The sequence below is a fragment of the Leptospira sarikeiensis genome, from assembly GCF_004769615.1.
Lineage (GTDB): Bacteria > Spirochaetota > Leptospiria > Leptospirales > Leptospiraceae > Leptospira_B > Leptospira_B sarikeiensis.
In genome coordinates this window covers 35,695-52,633 of record NZ_RQGF01000009.1, presented here as the reverse complement: position 1 = coordinate 52,633, position 16,939 = coordinate 35,695, and the positions used below count along the sequence as shown (strand labels likewise).

The following is a 16,939-nucleotide window of genomic DNA, read 5'->3' as shown; positions in this document are numbered from 1 at the left end:
TATGGACCAAAGCATTTTTCGTAAACGAATCCGGAGTGTTCAGAACCTTTTAAAAGAGTCGGAGGTTCTTCTTTTATTTGCTGCTCCTCAAAAGATCCGAAACAGGGATGTAGAATACAAGTTTAGACAGGACTCCGATTATTATTATCTTACAGGTATAGAAGAAGAAGATGGGGTTCTTGTTTTACGCAGGGACTTCTCCTCTCATTTTGCTCTTCCTAAAGACAAAGAAAAAGAAATTTGGACAGGTATCCGACTCGGAAAAACGGAGATCAAAAAAGGCTTAGAATTGGACGAAAGTTACGATCTTTCAGAATGGAATTCGAAGATCGGTGATTTACTTACCAATCAGTTTACCTTATATCATTTTTTCGGAAAGGACTCCAAGAGAGATTCTGAGTTACTCGAACTCATTAGCTCACTCAATAGAAGATTAAGAGAAGGTAAGTTCGGTCCTCAAAGATGGGAGATCCCGAATTTTCTTCATGAGATGAGAATGTTCAAGTCTCCGGAGGAGATCGAAAAATTAAAAGAATCTTCCCGCATTACCGCTCTAGGTCATGAGAGATTATTTAGAGAAACTCGCCCGGGAATGTATGAGTTTGAATTGGAGTCTATCCTAGAATCCGAATATTTAAAACATGGAGCCTGGGGCGGAGGTTATGGGCATATAGTAGCAGCGGGAAAGAACGCAACCATTCTTCATTATACGACAAACCGTGCTAAGATAGGCGATAATGAATTGATCTTAGTGGATAGCGGTGCGGAAAAAGATTATTATACTGCGGATGTGACTAGAGTTTTTCCTTCCGGAAAAAAATTTACTCCTGAACAAAAAGAGATCTATCAATTAGTATTGGATGTCCAGAAAAAAGCGATCTTGGATACGAAACAAGGTGTAGAATTCAATTCGGTTCATGAAAAAACGGTACAGAACTTAACTTCAGGTTTGATCGATCTTGGTTTATTAAAGGGAAATCTTTCCGAGATCATCGAAAAGGGAGAATATCGTAGATTTTACATGCATCGAACAGGACATTATTTAGGAATGGATGTCCATGATGTAGGAAGATATTTCGAGAACGGAAAAAGTAAACCGATGCAGAACGGTCTTGTGGTAACTGTAGAACCGGGTTTATATTTTGATCCTACAGACGAGACGATCCCCGCTGCATTTAGAGGGATCGGAGTTCGTATCGAAGATGATGTTTTGGTTAACGGAGATTCTCCTGTGGTCCTCACTTCTATGATCGCAAAAGAAGTGGACGAGATCGAGGCTTTAAGAAACTAAACGTTCCCATTTTGATCTTCAGATTTACGTCCCGAAACTTTACGCCTTAGGATTTAATCTTTCCTTAAGGCGAAATAAATTCAAAAAATTTAATATACTTCTGATTTTTCCTTGAGGGGTTTCTGTTTATTTTATGGATTCGTTCCCATATTTAGGAGTAAATATGGAAGAAGTTTTTAAAAAGAAGATAATATTAAACCGAGGTTTAGTGCAAATCGATTGGAGGATCCCTTTGGAAATGGAATCGATCTGGAGGGACGCAGTCTTACAATTCGGAGAGCCTAAACATATCCTACATTCCGTTCTTTCTTCTCATAAGAGCAGAAAAGAAAGAAGACGGCTCCCAAAATTGGATTTTGAAAAAGTAAAAGGGATAGATTCCAGAAAAAGGATCCGGGTTTACGGTTCCGACTATTGGCAAGCGATCGAATATGCTAAAGAAAGGAATGTTTCCACAAGTAGCTTTTTATCCTCAGTCTTGAGAATGGAATGGATCTTAAGTTCCGGTTTTAAAAACATCAGTATCCAAGATCCGGAACCTATTCTCAGGAAAATCCCTCAATGGAAAGAAGAGGGATTACCTTGGGGAGCCTAATTTTTTTCTAAATAAAGTCGGATTGCTTCTTTCATCACGGACAATCCGATCGGAAGAGAACTTTCGTCCAGATCGAATTTGGAACTATGATGAGGATGAACAAAACCTTTTTCCTCATTCATAGATCCTACAAAGAAATAACATCCAGGAACCCTCATCAAAAATGCGGAGAAGTCTTCTCCTCCCATTGTTTTTGCATGTTCTTCTGTAATGGAATTTTGGCCTAAAATATTTTCGGAAGCATTTCGGACTATATTTGCCATTTCAGGATGATTGATCGTAGGTGCGTTCGTTCTTTCATACTGAATGATCGCTTTTGCGCCGAATGCTTCTGCAGTATTTTCCACGACTCTTTTGAAAAGTTCCGGTGCCTTATCGAACATTTCTTTTGTAAAAGTTCGAATTGTCCCTTTTAGTTCTGCGGTTTCTGAGATCACATTGAATGCGTGACCCGCATGAAAGGCTCCCACGGTTACCACGCAAGAATCCAGAGGATCCGTATTTCTGGAGACGATACTTTGGAGAGCTGTCACTATATGAGATCCTACTAAGATCGGGTCAACCGTATGTTGGGGCATTGCTCCGTGACCGCTGATCCCTTGGACAGTGATCTGGAACTCGTCCACTGCCGCCATCATAGGGCCGTCTACGACTCCTATTTTGCCTACGGGGATATGATTCCAAACATGAAGCCCGAGTGCCGCATCTACATTGTATTTTTCTAATATACCTTCTTCTATCATTCTGTCTGCACCCTGACCGCCTTCTTCTGCCGGTTGGAATACCAACAGGACCCTTCCTTTCGGAATAATGGAACTTAGATCTTCTTTTAGTTCGGAAGCAAGCCCCATCAAAACCGAGGTATGAGCATCATGGCCGCAGGCATGCATAACTCCTGCATGAACCGAGGTATAGTCCACTTTGTTCTCTTCGATGATGGGAAGAGCGTCCATATCCGCTCTTACTAATAGAGTTTTTCCAGGTTTTCCGGAATCTATCAGACAAGCGATCCCAGTCTTTGCGATCCCTGATTGGAATGTATATCCTAATGATTTCAGATGTTTTGATACAAAATCCGCCGTTCCGACTTCCTCATATTTGAGTTCCGGATGTTTATGAATGAATCTGCGGTATTGGACGAGTTCTTCTGTCCTTGTTTTGGAGACTGTTTTCATGATCTTCTCTAGGATGATTTACCCTGAAATCGATTTTTAGTCCTTTCTTTTTTCTCTTTTTTCATAGGGAAAAATGTTCGGAATAGGCGCTTACTTTCGGGGAATGAAAAAAATTTCCAAAGGAGAGAAGCAGTTGCTTTGGAGTTGTTTTTTCAATAGAAAGGAAGAGAATTTAATCCGGATGAACGTATTCTTAAAAGTTCGTACATATCAAATCATACTTCTGATATTCTTCTGGATATCAAGCTGCTCTAAGCCGGACGGGGATATTTTTCCGTTTTTACCTTCTAATTCCATTCCTTGCGCGAAAGATAGGCTCCCTCCTTGTTTAAAATTAACCGAGGTTGTTACCGGTTTAAATTCTCCCTTATTCTTAGTATCTCCTGCAGGTGATACGAGTCGTATTTTTATACTAGAGCAGGGAGGTAAGATCCGTTTATTCAAAAACGGAAGTCTTCTCACATCTCCATTTTTGGATCTAGGAGCAAGCGGAGAAGATCTAATCTCATTCTCCGGAGAAAGAGGTCTCTTAGGTCTAGCACTTCATCCAAATTATAATTCAAATGGAAGATTTTGGGTGAATTATACCCGTAAGTCGGACGGAGACACAGTAGTTGCAGAATATTCCAGATCTTCAGGAGACCCTGATCTTGCAAATCCTGGATCCGCTTCGATCCTATTTACGATAGACCAACCATTTCCGAATCATAATGGAGGAATGATGACTTTCGACTCGGGTGGATTTCTTTTAATCGCGACTGGAGATGGAGGAAGTGGGGGTGATCCGAATAATAACGGCCAAGATCTAGAGTCCTCTCTCGGGAAAATCCTGAGAATTGATGTGGATTCTTATCCGACTCCTGCTCCCGGAAATAGACCTGCGACAGGATTAGAAAATCCTCATATATGGGACTGGGGTCTTAGGAATCCTTGGAGATTTAGTATGGATCGTACTACGGGAGATCTTTATATTGCGGATGTAGGACAAAATAAATTCGAAGAAGTGAATATTGAGGCTGCAAACACCGGGATTAAGAACTACGGCTGGAGAATAACCGAAGGAAAACATTGCTTTAATCCTTCCTTTGGATGTAATACTTCAGGGATTACTTTTCCGAAATTAGAATACGATCATTTTGTAGGAAGTTCCGTCACAGGAGGGTATGTTTATAGAGGGTCAAACTTTCCTGAATTAAACGGAAGATACTTTTTTGGGGATTTTATATCCAAAAAGATTTGGTCCTTTGTTTGGAATGGAACAAAGGTAGAAGATCTGATCGATCATACTTCCGAAATGGGTTTAAACTCCAACATATCTTCTTTCGGAGAAGATGCGAATGGAGAAGTATATGTAATCGATTATTCCGGAAAAATTTTCAGGATAGATATCAGATAGAACTGGCTTCTATAAAGTGCGATCGTAATCGCTCAATTCTCTCTTCCAAACTTGAGTTCCGCAGAAATGATCTCCTTCCGGGCAATACGGTTTGATATCACCTTGGAGACGGATCCAGCATGGAGCCTTGATCCATTTTGCGATCTCAGGTTGGACCTTAGCTAGATCCACAAGTTCATTTACGGAAGCCTGGAAAATCTCTTCTTGAGCATTATAACAAGTACGAGCTCTCCATTTATGATGAAGATTTAATAGATCCCCACTTTCATAAAAGCGGATCGGGAATGCGTTCGGAAGAAGGTAAGAAGCATGTTCCGGTTTTCCACCTGCGTCTATAAAACGGTTCAAATGTTTGAAGATACCGTCCATTCTTCTTCTATATGTTTCTTCTAATTGAGGATATTTTAATACAACTTTCGGAACGATATAATCCGGCATTCCGGTATATTGGCTCATAAGAACAGGACGGGAACCAGGAACCATTCTATGCCTTTGGTCTTGGCTATCCGCAGAATGAGAAATTCTCTTTTTGAAAGAGTAATGAACATTGAACATCGCTCTAGAAAGAGGACTCATCGTAGTCTCGTTCAGAGTAGAAGTCAGATGTTTGTTTTTGGAAGGATCCATCACCATACGGATCGCTTCTTCGTCGTTCATGGAACTTTTAGAAAGACCTAATACGGAACGAACAGATGCGGCTAAAACCTCAGGGCCGTTGGAAGGATAAGAAACCAAACGAGAATAACGATTGTCCATATCCTCGTCGAATTCTCTTACAAAGTTTTTAGCAGCTTCCGGTCTGTATTCTAAAGATCCATCCTGATAAAAATCTCGAAAGAATTGATACTCTGCAGTTTCCTCGAGCGGGATCGGATCATCCATCTCATCCACATAAAGAGGATCTAATTCTTTTACTTTTTCGATCATCTCTTCCACAACAAGACGCTGTTCTTCCGGAACATCGAAAGAATTCATGAGTCTATGATATCTATGAAGAGTAAGACCGTTTACCGAATGATATAGATACGTATAAGTCCCTAAAGGAAGAAGATAGCGCGCTACTTCCAGGCATTTTTTCTTGATAGGTTGCTGCCATTTTTCAGGGTAATTCGCTCTTGCTTTATAAACTAAGAAATATTCGTCCTGGATAAAAGGATGTAGTAACTCTACATATTCAAAATACGCGTTAGACGCATATTCAACCGCTTCCAGATATAAGTCTTTCAGTTCTCCGGATAGAGTAGGGGGAATATAATAATTCTCTTTTTTAACTTCTACATATCTTTGGCTGACTTGTTCCGAGTTATAATACGGATGAGAATGTAGAAAAGACCAAACGAACTGTCTGGACACCTTGTCCAAAGTGAATATAAAATGAGGGTGTTGTCTAGTGGTAAGATGGCCCGCCTTCTTGGTAGACTTAGCCACCTTATCCCTGATTTCTAGGGATTTTTCAGTGCGGATCATATCCTCAGGAAGTAAAATCCCCTTGGATGAATAGCAAGTCCGAGCGGATGCAATTGCCAGGTTGAAAGGCTCTCTAGTTGCATCTAAAAGTTGAACGATCGGCTTTTGGTGATCCATGGATTTGCTACTCCGGAACGCTAGAATGGTATTATGTCGGAAAGCGAAAAGCAAGAAATGTGGGAACTCCCACAAAAAACTGTTTAGAAAAAGCTTGCAATTTAGTTACAGATTATAAAAAATGTAAATTGTAACTAAACGGAGGTTTTCGAATGAAACAGAGAAAACTAGGCAAAAATGGCCCAATGGTATCCGAGGTTGGCCTCGGTTGTATGGGAATGTCGGATTTTTACGGGACTAAGGAGACCAGAAACAGGCAGGAATCCATCGCAACGATCCATGAGGCATTGGATTCAGGGATCAATCTGCTGAATACCGGAGACTTTTACGGAACAGGTCATAACGAACTTCTTATCTCGGAAGCTTTGAAGACTAGGGCGGAGAAGCCGATGATCAGCGTAAAGTTCGGAGGACTTCGTAGTCCATCCGGAGCTTTTATCGGATACGATTTCAGACCGAACTCTGTGAAAAATTTCGCGGCTCACTCTCTCACAAGACTCGGACTAGATGTTATAGATATTTATCAACCTTCTAGGATCGATCCTGAAATTCCTGTAGAGGAAACTGTGGGTGCGATCGCAGATCTTATTAAGGAAGGATATGTGAGATATCTGGGACTTTCGGAATCTTCTCCTGAAAATTTGAGAAGGGCTCATAAGGTCCATCCGGTGACAGCACTTGAAGTGGAATATTCTTTGGCGACTAGGGTCATTGAGAAGGAACTCCTACAAACTGCAAGAGAGCTAGGCATCGCTGTCATCCCTTACGGAATTGTAGGAAGAGGACTTCTAACCGGTAAGATAGAAAGTTCTTTGAAAGTTGCTGATTTTAGAACTAATTCTCCTCGTTTCCAGGGAAAAAACCTTGAAGCGAATTTGGAGCGTGTGAGTCTGCTTCAAGAGCTTGCAAAGAAGAAAGGATGTACGACTGCTCAGCTTGCGATTGCTTGGGTGCTTCATAGGGGAGAAGATATTGTTCCTCTGATCGGTTCCACAAGAAGAGAAAGCCTTAGAGAAAATCTGACGGCGCTTTCTATAAGTCTGACTGCTGAAGAACTCCGTATCCTTGATGAATCTTTTCCGGAAGGTGCCTTCCAAGGAGATAGATATCCTTCTCATTTGATGCAGCTCGTTGTTAAATGAGAGATGCCTAAGACAGGTTTAAAACCAGAAGAATTACAAGAAAAAGTACTCGATGCCGCAGAACTGGAAATCAGAAGGAACGGCGTCGAGAGACTGAAACTTACGGACGTGGCTAGGAATTTAAACCTTAGCCACGCTGCCTTATATAAACACTTCGCAGATAAAGAAGCACTTTTAGATTCGATTTCCAGAAGATGGTTGGATCGTATCGATATCGCTCTCGAAAATATTTCTCTTAAAGTCACATCGGTCGAATCCAGAATAGAAGAATGGCTTGTTACACTTCATCAAATGAAAAGAGAGAAGGTGCAGTCAGATCCCAGGATTTATACTGCTTTTAATATTTCCTCCGAGAAAACAAGACCGGTGATCCAGAATCATATTCAAACTATGTATGACCAATTGGAAAGAATGGTCCAGGAAGGAATGGATAGCGGATTATTTTTTTGTAATACTGCAAAGGAAGGCGCAAAGATCATTTTTGAAGGAACGGTTGCATTTCATCATCCCAGAATGGTCTTCGAAAGGATTTCCGAAGACCGGGTGGATTTTTTAAAAGCCGTTTTAAATGCCTTACTTACCGGCTTGAAACAGAAAAAATAAACAAGATCAACGATTCGATCTTTTCTTAGCCCCGTTTTTGGAACGTTTAGATTTGGGGACGGTTTCTGCTTCCTCTTCTACTATCTCTTCCGAATCCCAGGAAACTTCTTCCAAACTTTCAGGAATTCTTTCTTGGACCCTGGATGCTTGGAATTCTGCCTCTAATTTTATTTTACGGGCATTCTTTCTTCTTTCTTGGTCTTGATAGATATTCAGTAGGAATTCCATCACGATAGGTAGAAGCACCCTGGAAAGGACTGTTGCTACGATAACTCCAAAGATGACCACTGTTGCAAGAGGTCTTTGCACTTCTGCTCCTGCCATCGTAGAGATCGCCATCGGGATAAATCCGACCGCTGCAATAATTTCAGTAGTCATTACTGGTCGAAGTGAATGAAGACCCGCTGCGATCACCGCTTTAGAAATTGTGATCCCCTTTTCCAATTCTTCCTTCAAAGTAGAAGCGTAAACGACCCCGTTCAATACTGCGATACCGCTTACGGCGATAAATCCTACACCCGCAGGAATACTGAATGGAAGTCCTCTGAGCACGAGTCCGATGATCCCTCCTGCAACCGCTAAAGGAACTACGATAAAAACTCCCGCTGCATAATATATATTTCCGAAAGCAGCGATAAGCATTACGAAGATGATCGCAAGAGCGATCGGTACCACAAGCATTAGCCTGTTTTTCGCTCTTTGGAAGTTTTCGAACTGTCCTCCCCAATCCGTTCTGTAACCTTCAGGGAGAGTTTTTTCGATATCTTCCGTGACTTTTTGAGCTTCATTAACGAAACCTACTAAGTCTCTTCCTCTTACGTTTGCTTCTACCATGATCCTACGTTTTAAAGATTCTCTATAGATCGCGGCAGGCCCTTCTACAAATTCGATAGATGCGACTTGTCCAAGAGGGATCGTGACTCCTGTAGAAGTCATGACCGGAATATTTTCGAGTTTATCCAGATCAGAAACATCCAACTGAAGGCGAACAACTAAGTCGAAACGTTTGAATCCTTCGAATACTTTTCCGGCCTTTCTTCCGATACGAAGTGATTCCACAGTGGTGAGTATCTCTTCTGCAGCCACTCCGTATCTTGCCATTTTTTGTCTGTCGGCTTTGATCTCGATGAGCGGAAGACCTAAAACTCTTTGCACCCTTAAGTCTGCAGCTCCGGGGACCTTTTTGATCCGATCTGCGAATTTTGCAGCGGTGTCCTTTAAGGTTTGGAGATCGTCACCGTAAATTTTAATTACAACATCGGCTTTGGATCCGGAAAGAAGTGCGTTCACCCTGTTCTCGATCGGCTGAGAAAGAGAGATCGTACTGGAAGGAACCGATTTTAAGATCGCGTCCTTCATCTTATCCATGAGCTCGTCTCTAGAAGATGCGCTTGTCCATTCTTTCGGAGGAATAAGTTTCACCATGGATTCTCCTTCCTCTGTTCCGATCGGTTCTGCAGCGGACTCTCCTCGGCCCATCTTGCTGACTACGCTTGTTGCTTCCGGAAATTGTGAGATCACCTTTTCCATTTCTGTATTTGTTTCTCTGGAATAATTGATGGAAGTGGAAGGAAGTCTTTTGATATCGATCGCGAACTCTCCTTCGTCGATCCTCGGTAGGAATTCCGACCCCAATGTGGAACCTAATATTAAAGAAACTACAAATACTCCGAGTCCTGCTCTTAGGAATATTTTCTTATTCGCCATACCGAAATGGAGCAATTGAAGATACTTCTCTTCAGCAATATCCCAGAACTTACTATGATGAAAGATCGGTTGTTGGAATAGGATACTTGCCGCAGCGGGGAAAGTAGTTAAAGAGAATAGAAGTGCCATAGCAAGAGAGATCGCAACTGTCATCGCCATCGGTTTGAACATTCTTCCTTCCACACCTTCTAAGGTCATGAGAGGTAAATATACGAGAAGAATGATCCCTACGGAGAATGTTGCTGCTCTTGCAACTCGTACACAGGAATCGGTAATGATCTGTTCCGCTGCTAACTTTCTATCTTCTTGAGAGTTTTGTTGTTCGTAAAATGCCTGTTTTAAAATGAAACCGTGAAGAACCGATTCGAGCATCACGATGGTTCCATCCACTAAGAGTCCGAAGTCCAGGGCTCCGAGTGACATCAAGTTTCCTACGATCCCGAACATTCTCATAAAGATCGTGGCGGCAAGCATCGGGATCGGGATCGATAAACTTACCAAGAGAGCACCCTTCACTGTTCCGAGTGCAAAGATCAGGACTATGATCACGAGAACTGCGGCTTCTGCTAAGTTGGTAAAAATTGTGCGAAGAGTTCTTCCGATAAATTCGGAACGATCGTAGAAAGTAACGATCTTCATTCCTTCCGGAAGTCTTGCTCTTAGTACTTCTATTTTTTCTTTTACTTTTTTTACGACTTCTAAGGAGTTTTGGCCCATGAGCATCATCGCTGTCGCTCCGACCACTTCTCCTTTTGCGTCTTTTGTCATAAGCCCGAAACGAAGTGCGGGTCCAGTTTCCACTGTTGCGATCTGTCCTAGTAGAAGAGGAACTCCGTCTCTTTCAGTTTGCACTGCAACGTTACGGATCTCGTCCACGGTTTTGAATTGGCTTTCTCCACGGATCACAATCTGTTCCGCACTCTTAGTAATATAACCGCCCCCAGTGTTCTGGTTGGCTGTCTCGAGTTTATCACAAAGTTGGGATAATGTAATATTATGAACTGCTAATCTTTGTGGATCGATCTTGATCTGATATTGTCTCGCTTCTCCGCCGATAATGTTTACGTCGATGATCCCTTCAGTGGACTTGATCTCTCGTGCGAGTTCCCACTCCATATAAGTCCTGAGTTCTTCAGGATTATGACGATCGCTTGTAAGAACGAATTCGTAAATATCTCCGAGCCCTGTAGCGATCGGAGAAAGTTCCGGAGAACCATATCCTTTCGGGATCACCGCTTCCGCGGCCCTTAGTCTTTCATTAATGAGCTGCCTTGCGAAATAGATATCCGTCCCGTCTTTAAAAATGACGGTCACACTACTTACCCCCGTTCTGGAAATAGAACGGATCTCAGTCACATGAGGAACTCCTGTAAGTTCCATTTCGATCGGATAGGTGATGAACTGTTCCACCTCTACGGGAGAAAGTCCAGGAGATTGAGTTACTACGGAAACCTGAACGTTTGTAATATCCGGGATCGCATCGATAGATAGCTGATACGCATTATAGAAACCTACGATCGTGATCGCAGCGGTAAGTATCAGGACGAAAATTCTATTTTTTATGGAGATACGTATTAGTTTATCTATCATGGAGGGGTTCCGGGCAAGGATACGTACAAAATCCCAGTCAGTCCGGACTTGTCGAATGGTTTTTAGGAAAAAGGACTCTCGAAAACTTTTTAGGATCCGGAACCGATCCCAAACCATGAGGTCTAATTAAGACTTTTCTAAAAGTAGGAATATCATTCCGTTCTTTTCATCTTTAGAGATTGGTTCGAAGTTTTTTTCGGAAAGATATCTTAGGACCGAGTCTACCGGAAGGATCAGTTTGTTATACGAACTCGAAGAAACCTTCCAAATTCCTTCCGATCTTTCATGAAATATGTCCGTAATCTTTACCTTATCTTTTCCAAACTCTAACTGGCAGGAGAAAATTTTGGACTCTTCGGATTTGACTACGAATATGTTCCTATCTCCTTCTTTTCCGTAGCTTAGATCCCTGTATCCTAATAGTAATCTACTCCCCTTGGAAAGAAAATTGGACCATAGGCTGACTACGGATTTCCAGTCAGATCCAGACTCTAAATGAGTGATCGTATCTCCCATACAAACGAGTAATTCGGGAGAAGTTCCCATGTATAATTCTTCGGATCTGATATCGAATACTTTTGTTTCGATCCGAGTGGAAGGTTTTCTATTTTTGATTTCGTTTAACAATTCGGAGCTGAAATCGATTGCAAACACCTGAAATCCAAGTTCTTCCAATGGAATGGATTGGATCCCGCTTCCTGCACCTAAATCCCAAGCGATAGAATTCGTTTTAGGAGAGATCCCGAATGATCTAAAAATTTCGAGCTGGTCTTTTTCCTTGAGGGAAAGATCCCCGAGCATCCAAGAATATTTTTCTGCTAAGAAGTTTTCGTAATGTGATTTTGGGGAGTTCATGCGCTGAATTTATAGATAAGTACTTCTTTTTCTCTTCCTTTCACTTTTACTGGAGGAAGTGACTCCGCCTCTAAGAAATGTTTTACATGCTCATAGACAGAATCCGTTGCGAGTATCTCGCTTCCGAAATCCTTATTCAGTTGTTCCACTCTGGAGGCAAGATTCACAGTGTCTCCAATAATCGTGTATTCCTTTCTTTGGGAAGATCCTACACTTCCTGTCATCGCTTCTCCGAAATGTAGACCGATCCCAATTTTTGTTTCCGGGATCTTTCCTGATGAGTTCATCTCCACGACTTTTCTCTGGATCTCTAAAGAAGCAGCGACCGCATTCTTGGCGTCTTTTCCATTATCCGAAAGTGGTGCGCCGAAAACGGCCATAAACCCGTCGCCTAAGAACTTATTTATAATTCCGTTATGTTTATTTACGATCTCTATCATGTCCTCGAAGAGAGTATTTAAATAAGAGATCACTTCTGCGGGACTTTTATCTTCAGAAAATTTAGTGAAGTTTCGGATATCCAAGAACATCACACAAACATCTTTGTTTTCGGAAGCTGTATCCGCTTTTTGGCTCATGAGTTTGTCTACTACGGAAGGAGAAACGTATTGGCCGAACATTCCTAAAATTTCATTCCTTTCTTCTAAACGTTCTATGGAATTTCTAAGTACTTTTTTCAATCTAAGTCCTACAAGCCCCGCGACGACCCCGGATCCTAAGAACATTCCAGCGCGGATATAAGTTGGGATCTTAGAATAGAAGAAACTATAAGCAGATTCTCCCGCTAAAGGTGATTCAGGAACGAAAAACAGGCCGGTGATCAGATATTGGGCCGCAGCGACCGCGCCGGTAAATAAGGAAAGGCCGAATTCCATCCTGAGCACGGATAATATTATAAAAATTAAATATAAGTTCGAGATCGGAGAATTTAGCGGAACTACCGGATGAGAATGTTTTTGAACCAGGAAGAATAGAACGATCCCCGGGATGGAAGTTTCTATGAGAGCATTCCCGAATCGGGGTAAAAGAGGAAGTTTGAATTCTTTTTTTCTTAAATACTTGAGTAGTTTTAAAAAGCCTAATTCGTAAACCGCTCCGAATGCAATTGTGCCGATCAAAATTTCGAATGGGAACTGTATTCCAGTGCTTTCGTTAAATTCTTTTTCTACAAAAAGAAATAGGATCCCCCAGAATACTGTCGCAATAGAAAAGATCGCGAGTAGTATCTTACTTCGGATCACCTCACTCGCTAAGATCTCTTTTTCCAAGGTATTCGCCAAGGTCTCGAAATGTTTAGACAACATATTGTTTTTCCTCTACTAAAAGAAGTCTGGAAAGATTTCCGAAATATTCCTTTGACTAGCCAATCTAAGCAAGAGAAAATTCAGGGGCAAAGGATCTTCGGAAACTTACCGTATTTGGACCTTCTTCTTTAAAAATGTCTCCCAGAAGACTGCTCCGAGCACCAAAGAATATTCTAAAATTAAGACCCAGGTCCTATCGTAATAAGGGAGAGAAGAATACGTTGAATAAGAAAGTATCCAGACCCCGGAAGCGACTCCCGGCCAAATGGATCCTGTAAAAACAGATGCTCCTAAGATAGGAAGAAAATACCAGGGATGCACTGTGCTAGAGAATAAATAATAGATCCCGGATAATTGGATCCATACGTTGAAAAGAAATACGAGTTCGTCTTTTCTTTCCCTTGCACTTGTTGTGAAAGAATAGAAGGAGATTAGGATAAAAGAAAGAATTCCAAGTACGATCCCTGTGGAATAAGGATACCAGGTAAATCGAATGAGAGATCTGACTAGATAATATAGTCCTCCATGAAATTCGAATAACGTGAAATATACTCCGATCCCTTTTCTCCAATGTTCTTGGAAAATATTTTGCCCAAATTCCGAAGTAAAAAGCCAAACACCAATATTTCCCAACAAAAAGAATAATATTAGAAGGGTGAAGAGAATATTTTTTGTCTTCGTCCTTCTACACCACCAAAAGAAAATAAAAGGGGCCAGTAATAAAGGAAGGATTTTTGTTAGAATAGAAGCTAGATAGAATATAGCCGACCGAAAAAATTTTTGTTTCTCCCAATATACAAATAAGAGAAATAAAAAAAAGAATAAGATCGGCTCCGGATGCCCATTCCCGAGTCCTTCCCAGAGAACAAGAGGATGAAGCCAGTATTTTAGATAAGAGGTTTTGGTCCGATTCTCATTCTTTCTAAATAAATAAAGAATTCCTAATTCAAAAAAAAGTAAAATACCTTTCCATACTCCAATCGCTGCAAGGATGGAGACACCTTGTTTCAAGAGAAAAGAGGGAATGATAAACAATCCTTGGAGTATAGGAGGGTAGACCGAATAGTAATTGGCGGAATTCATTCGGGTGAGTAATTCTTTTCCGTCGTATACATTCTGATAAGCTTCTATATGGATCGGAAGTTCCGAATATGGAGAAACTCCATCCAGGACCAAAAGCCCATCCCATAAAAAACGAAACGTATCTTCTGACAAAAATACTGGAGTGAAAACTAACCAAACTCTAAGAAGTATCCCTGCCCAGACCCCAAAGCTTTCCGAATGAGAAGAGAAAAATCGAAAGAATAAGAAATACTGTAAAAGGCTAAAAAAGAAGAAACCGCATAGAAACCATGTATCCGATCTCGCGAAGAATAGAGGAAAAGCTGCGAGTGGGAGCGCCCAGGCTAGCAAAATTGTCGAAGTGACTACAAAACCCCGACAATTATTTGAGTACTGTTTTATTAAATTAAACATATCGTTCAATATAACGAAAAATTTCTTGTATTCTCAGGATGTAAAGTCTAACTAGGCGAAAGGAAGTCGTAGAAGAAATTATGATTCGAATCGGTAATTTTCCAGATACAGTCAATGAATACGCAGCGAGAACTGTTGCGGGCCTAGTAGTCATTTTAAGTTTAACTGCAATTTTAACACAATCGCTTTGGGTTGTGGGAGCCCTATTTTACGGATTTCTTGCAAGGGTTTTATACGGACCTAAATTTTCTCCCTTCGCGAAACTTGCAATTCACGGGATCGTTCCGTTACTCGGACTCGGGACTAAAACCGTGGCAGGACCTCCTAAAAGATTCGCACAATTCGTAGGGGTCATTTTCAGCGGAACTGCGTTCGTACTTTTATATTTCGGACAAGTTTTAGCTTTCCAATCCGTTCTGGCTGTGTTAGTACTTTTTGCGAGTTTAGAATCCGTTATTGGATTCTGTGCGGGTTGTTTTGTTTTCGGATTTCTAATACAATGGGGATGGATCCCGGAAGAAGTTTGTGAGAAATGTAATAATCTGCAATTTGCGGATAAAAAATAAGATAAAGCACGCACCTTTTCGTTTTTTATTTAAGTGAAATAGTATATTCTTCTTTTTGCATGCGAAAATTCTAAACTTCTTTCTTGCTAGAAAGATAAAATAAAAACGATGGAGGCCTTTTGTGGCACAGGAAACAACTTATTATAAACCGGAAGATCTAAAAAAATTCGGGAACATCGGAGAATTCGAACCGGATCTAGCGAAAAAATTCTTCGAATATTACGGAGCGGTTTTTGCTGACGGAGCTTTAAGTGCTAAGGAAAAATCTCTTATAGCACTCGCTGTAGCTCATGTTGTACAATGCCCATATTGTATCGATGCTTATACTACTGACACTGTCGAAAAAGGTGTAACAGAAGAACAAATCTGGGAAGCGATCCATGTGGGTGCAGCTATCAGAGGCGGAGCAAGCTTAGTTCATAGCGTACAAGCATTAAATAAAGTTAAAGAACTCGGAATTTAGGAGTTTTTAAAGTATGAAATCCCTTTTAGCAAGGGGGAGCGAACTCGCTTCTTCCAAAGAACAGTTTAGGATACTTGCAGAGGTTTCCGAAAAAAAATCTCTTCCAAGTTTTGCGGATAAGTTGAAAGAAGCGGGACTATACCCGTTGCGCCCTACAGGGGTGGACATACTACAAGTGAACGTGGGGAAACTCTGCAATCAGACTTGCAAACATTGTCATGTGGATGCAGGTCCTGATCGCAAAGAGTCCATGACTAAGGAAACCATGCAAGATTGTTTGGTAGCCTTAGCAAGTCCCGGGATTACTACCTTGGACATTACCGGAGGAGCTCCCGAAATGAACCCGAATTTTAGATGGTTCGTGGAGGAAGCTTCTAAACTAGGTAAGAAGATCATGATCCGCTGTAATTTGACTATTCTTCTTGCTGGAGACAAATACAGGGACTTACACGAGTTTTTTGCAGAACATAAAGTAGAAGTAGTTTCAAGCCTTCCTTATTTTCAAAAGAGAAGGACCGATTCCCAAAGGGGAGAGGGTGTTTTTGATCGTTCTATAGAAGCATTAAAAAAACTGAATTCAGTTGGATACGGTATTCCAGGTTCAGGGCTTGTATTAAATTTAGTTTATAATCCTGCGGGAGCTTTTTTACCCGGCGGGCAATCCACATTGGAAAACGATTTTAAAAAAGAGCTAAGAGATGTTCATGGAGTGCAGTTTAATTCTCTCTTTGCACTTACAAATATGCCGATCAGTCGTTTTCTGGAGTTCCTACTTGATACTGGAAATTTAGAAGAATATCTAGAAAAGTTAGTTACATTCTTCAATCCTGTTGCTGCTGCAGGTGTTATGTGCCGCAATACTTTAAGTGTGGGTTGGGATGGTTCTTTATACGACTGTGATTTTAACCAAATGTTGGATATGAAATTAGAAGGGAAAGTTACCCGAATTTCAGAATTCAACCAAGCAGTATTAGATTCGAGAGAGATCCTTTTGGAGCAGCATTGTTATGGTTGTACTGCGGGAGCAGGTTCTTCTTGCGGGGGTTCCATCGCCTAAGAAAAAATTCAGAAAAATCTGACTTTTTTCCAAAATATCAGCCGAATTGACAGAAATTTATATCAGTTTCTGCTTTTTTGTAAATAATGAGATTGAAACTCAGACCCGTTCTTGCGAAACGAGTATTAGGAACAA

Annotated in this window: 14 protein-coding genes; 8 read left to right on the top strand and 6 right to left on the bottom strand. The window is 41.2% G+C overall.

Going from position 1 to position 16,939, the window contains the following annotated elements:
- Window position 1 precedes the first annotated feature (1 nt).
- Window positions 2-1,291, top strand: coding sequence for an aminopeptidase P N-terminal domain-containing protein (locus tag EHQ64_RS03340; RefSeq protein ID WP_135648091.1), 1,290 nt, complete (start codon window positions 2-4; stop codon window positions 1,289-1,291).
- Between the two features lie 133 nt (window positions 1,292-1,424).
- Window positions 1,425-1,886: a hypothetical protein gene (locus tag EHQ64_RS03335; protein ID WP_246048570.1), complete on the top strand. Its 462-nt coding sequence runs from the start codon at window positions 1,425-1,427 to the stop codon at window positions 1,884-1,886.
- Here the strand turns inward: EHQ64_RS03335 and EHQ64_RS03330 are convergent.
- A complete protein-coding gene (locus EHQ64_RS03330) occupies window positions 1,883-3,061 on the bottom strand; it encodes a M20 metallopeptidase family protein (protein WP_135648090.1) in 1,179 nt (392 codons plus the stop codon). The two genes, EHQ64_RS03335 and EHQ64_RS03330, sit on opposite strands and share 4 nt — an antisense overlap.
- A gap of 103 nt (window positions 3,062-3,164) precedes the next feature.
- On the opposite strand from EHQ64_RS03330, the gene EHQ64_RS03325 reads away from it, so the two are divergent.
- The gene (locus tag EHQ64_RS03325) at window positions 3,165-4,457 is read left to right on the top strand and encodes a PQQ-dependent sugar dehydrogenase (protein WP_246048568.1); all 1,293 of its coding nucleotides are present in this window, start codon (window positions 3,165-3,167) and stop codon (window positions 4,455-4,457) included.
- Window positions 4,458-4,466: 9 nt separating this feature from the next.
- On the opposite strand, the gene EHQ64_RS03320 is transcribed toward EHQ64_RS03325, so the two are convergent.
- The gene (locus tag EHQ64_RS03320) at window positions 4,467-6,041 is read right to left on the bottom strand and encodes an FAD-dependent thymidylate synthase (protein WP_135648089.1); all 1,575 of its coding nucleotides are present in this window, start codon (window positions 6,039-6,041) and stop codon (window positions 4,467-4,469) included.
- Window positions 6,042-6,193: 152 nt separating this feature from the next.
- On the opposite strand from EHQ64_RS03320, the gene EHQ64_RS03315 reads away from it, so the two are divergent.
- A complete protein-coding gene (locus EHQ64_RS03315; protein WP_135648088.1) occupies window positions 6,194-7,183 on the top strand; it encodes an aldo/keto reductase in 990 nt (329 codons plus the stop codon).
- A gap of 3 nt (window positions 7,184-7,186) precedes the next feature.
- The gene (locus EHQ64_RS03310) at window positions 7,187-7,786 is read left to right on the top strand and encodes a TetR/AcrR family transcriptional regulator (RefSeq protein ID WP_135648087.1); all 600 of its coding nucleotides are present in this window, start codon (window positions 7,187-7,189) and stop codon (window positions 7,784-7,786) included.
- Window positions 7,787-7,792: 6 nt separating this feature from the next.
- Here the strand turns inward: EHQ64_RS03310 and EHQ64_RS03305 are convergent, their stop codons facing one another.
- The 4 genes from EHQ64_RS03305 to EHQ64_RS03290 all read right to left on the bottom strand — a co-directional run bounded on the left by EHQ64_RS03305 (window position 7,793) and on the right by EHQ64_RS03290 (window position 14,655).
- Entirely contained in the window at window positions 7,793-11,083 is a 3,291-nt protein-coding gene (locus tag EHQ64_RS03305; RefSeq protein ID WP_135648086.1) for an efflux RND transporter permease subunit, read from the bottom strand.
- A gap of 126 nt (window positions 11,084-11,209) precedes the next feature.
- Window positions 11,210-11,938, bottom strand: a complete 729-nt coding sequence (locus EHQ64_RS03300) for a class I SAM-dependent methyltransferase (protein ID WP_135648085.1) — start codon at window positions 11,936-11,938, stop codon at window positions 11,210-11,212.
- Window positions 11,935-13,242: an adenylate/guanylate cyclase domain-containing protein gene (locus tag EHQ64_RS03295; protein WP_135648084.1), complete on the bottom strand. Its 1,308-nt coding sequence runs from the start codon at window positions 13,240-13,242 to the stop codon at window positions 11,935-11,937. Before EHQ64_RS03295 ends, EHQ64_RS03300 begins: the two co-directional genes overlap by 4 nt.
- 105 nt (window positions 13,243-13,347) lie before the next feature.
- Entirely contained in the window at window positions 13,348-14,655 is a 1,308-nt protein-coding gene (locus tag EHQ64_RS03290) for a hypothetical protein (protein WP_246048566.1), read from the bottom strand.
- Window positions 14,656-14,798: 143 nt separating this feature from the next.
- Here EHQ64_RS03290 and EHQ64_RS03285 point away from each other — a divergent pair, with 143 nt between their 5' ends.
- The 3 genes from EHQ64_RS03285 (at window position 14,799) to arsS (ending at window position 16,804) form a co-directional block, all read left to right on the top strand.
- The gene (locus EHQ64_RS03285; RefSeq protein WP_135648082.1) at window positions 14,799-15,284 is read left to right on the top strand and encodes a DUF4395 domain-containing protein; all 486 of its coding nucleotides are present in this window, start codon (window positions 14,799-14,801) and stop codon (window positions 15,282-15,284) included.
- Between the two features lie 121 nt (window positions 15,285-15,405).
- Window positions 15,406-15,747 (top strand): arsenosugar biosynthesis-associated peroxidase-like protein, encoded by a 342-nt coding sequence (locus EHQ64_RS03280; protein ID WP_135648081.1) that lies wholly within the window; start codon window positions 15,406-15,408, stop codon window positions 15,745-15,747.
- Window positions 15,748-15,760: 13 nt separating this feature from the next.
- Window positions 15,761-16,804: an arsenosugar biosynthesis radical SAM (seleno)protein ArsS gene (gene arsS / locus EHQ64_RS03275; protein ID WP_135648080.1), complete on the top strand. Its 1,044-nt coding sequence runs from the start codon at window positions 15,761-15,763 to the stop codon at window positions 16,802-16,804.
- Window positions 16,805-16,939 lie beyond the last annotated feature (135 nt).

What these genes read in the sequence shown, in the direction of transcription:
- EHQ64_RS03340 (WP_135648091.1), top strand. Translation starts at nt 2, where the DNA reads ATGGACCAAAGCATTTTTCGTAAACGAATCCGGAGTGTTCAGAACCTT.
- EHQ64_RS03335 (WP_246048570.1), top strand. Translation starts at nt 1,425, where the DNA reads ATGGATTCGTTCCCATATTTAGGAGTAAATATGGAAGAAGTTTTTAAA.
- EHQ64_RS03330 (WP_135648090.1), bottom strand. Translation starts at nt 3,061, where the DNA reads ATGAAAACAGTCTCCAAAACAAGGACAGAAGAACTCGTCCAATACCGC.
- EHQ64_RS03325 (WP_246048568.1), top strand. Translation starts at nt 3,165, where the DNA reads ATGAAAAAAATTTCCAAAGGAGAGAAGCAGTTGCTTTGGAGTTGTTTT.
- EHQ64_RS03320 (WP_135648089.1), bottom strand. Translation starts at nt 6,041, where the DNA reads ATGGATCACCAAAAGCCGATCGTTCAACTTTTAGATGCAACTAGAGAG.
- EHQ64_RS03315 (WP_135648088.1), top strand. Translation starts at nt 6,194, where the DNA reads ATGAAACAGAGAAAACTAGGCAAAAATGGCCCAATGGTATCCGAGGTT.
- EHQ64_RS03310 (WP_135648087.1), top strand. Translation starts at nt 7,187, where the DNA reads ATGCCTAAGACAGGTTTAAAACCAGAAGAATTACAAGAAAAAGTACTC.
- EHQ64_RS03305 (WP_135648086.1), bottom strand. Translation starts at nt 11,083, where the DNA reads ATGATAGATAAACTAATACGTATCTCCATAAAAAATAGAATTTTCGTC.
- EHQ64_RS03300 (WP_135648085.1), bottom strand. Translation starts at nt 11,938, where the DNA reads ATGAACTCCCCAAAATCACATTACGAAAACTTCTTAGCAGAAAAATAT.
- EHQ64_RS03295 (WP_135648084.1), bottom strand. Translation starts at nt 13,242, where the DNA reads ATGTTGTCTAAACATTTCGAGACCTTGGCGAATACCTTGGAAAAAGAG.
- EHQ64_RS03285 (WP_135648082.1), top strand. Translation starts at nt 14,799, where the DNA reads ATGATTCGAATCGGTAATTTTCCAGATACAGTCAATGAATACGCAGCG.
- arsS (WP_135648080.1), top strand. Translation starts at nt 15,761, where the DNA reads ATGAAATCCCTTTTAGCAAGGGGGAGCGAACTCGCTTCTTCCAAAGAA.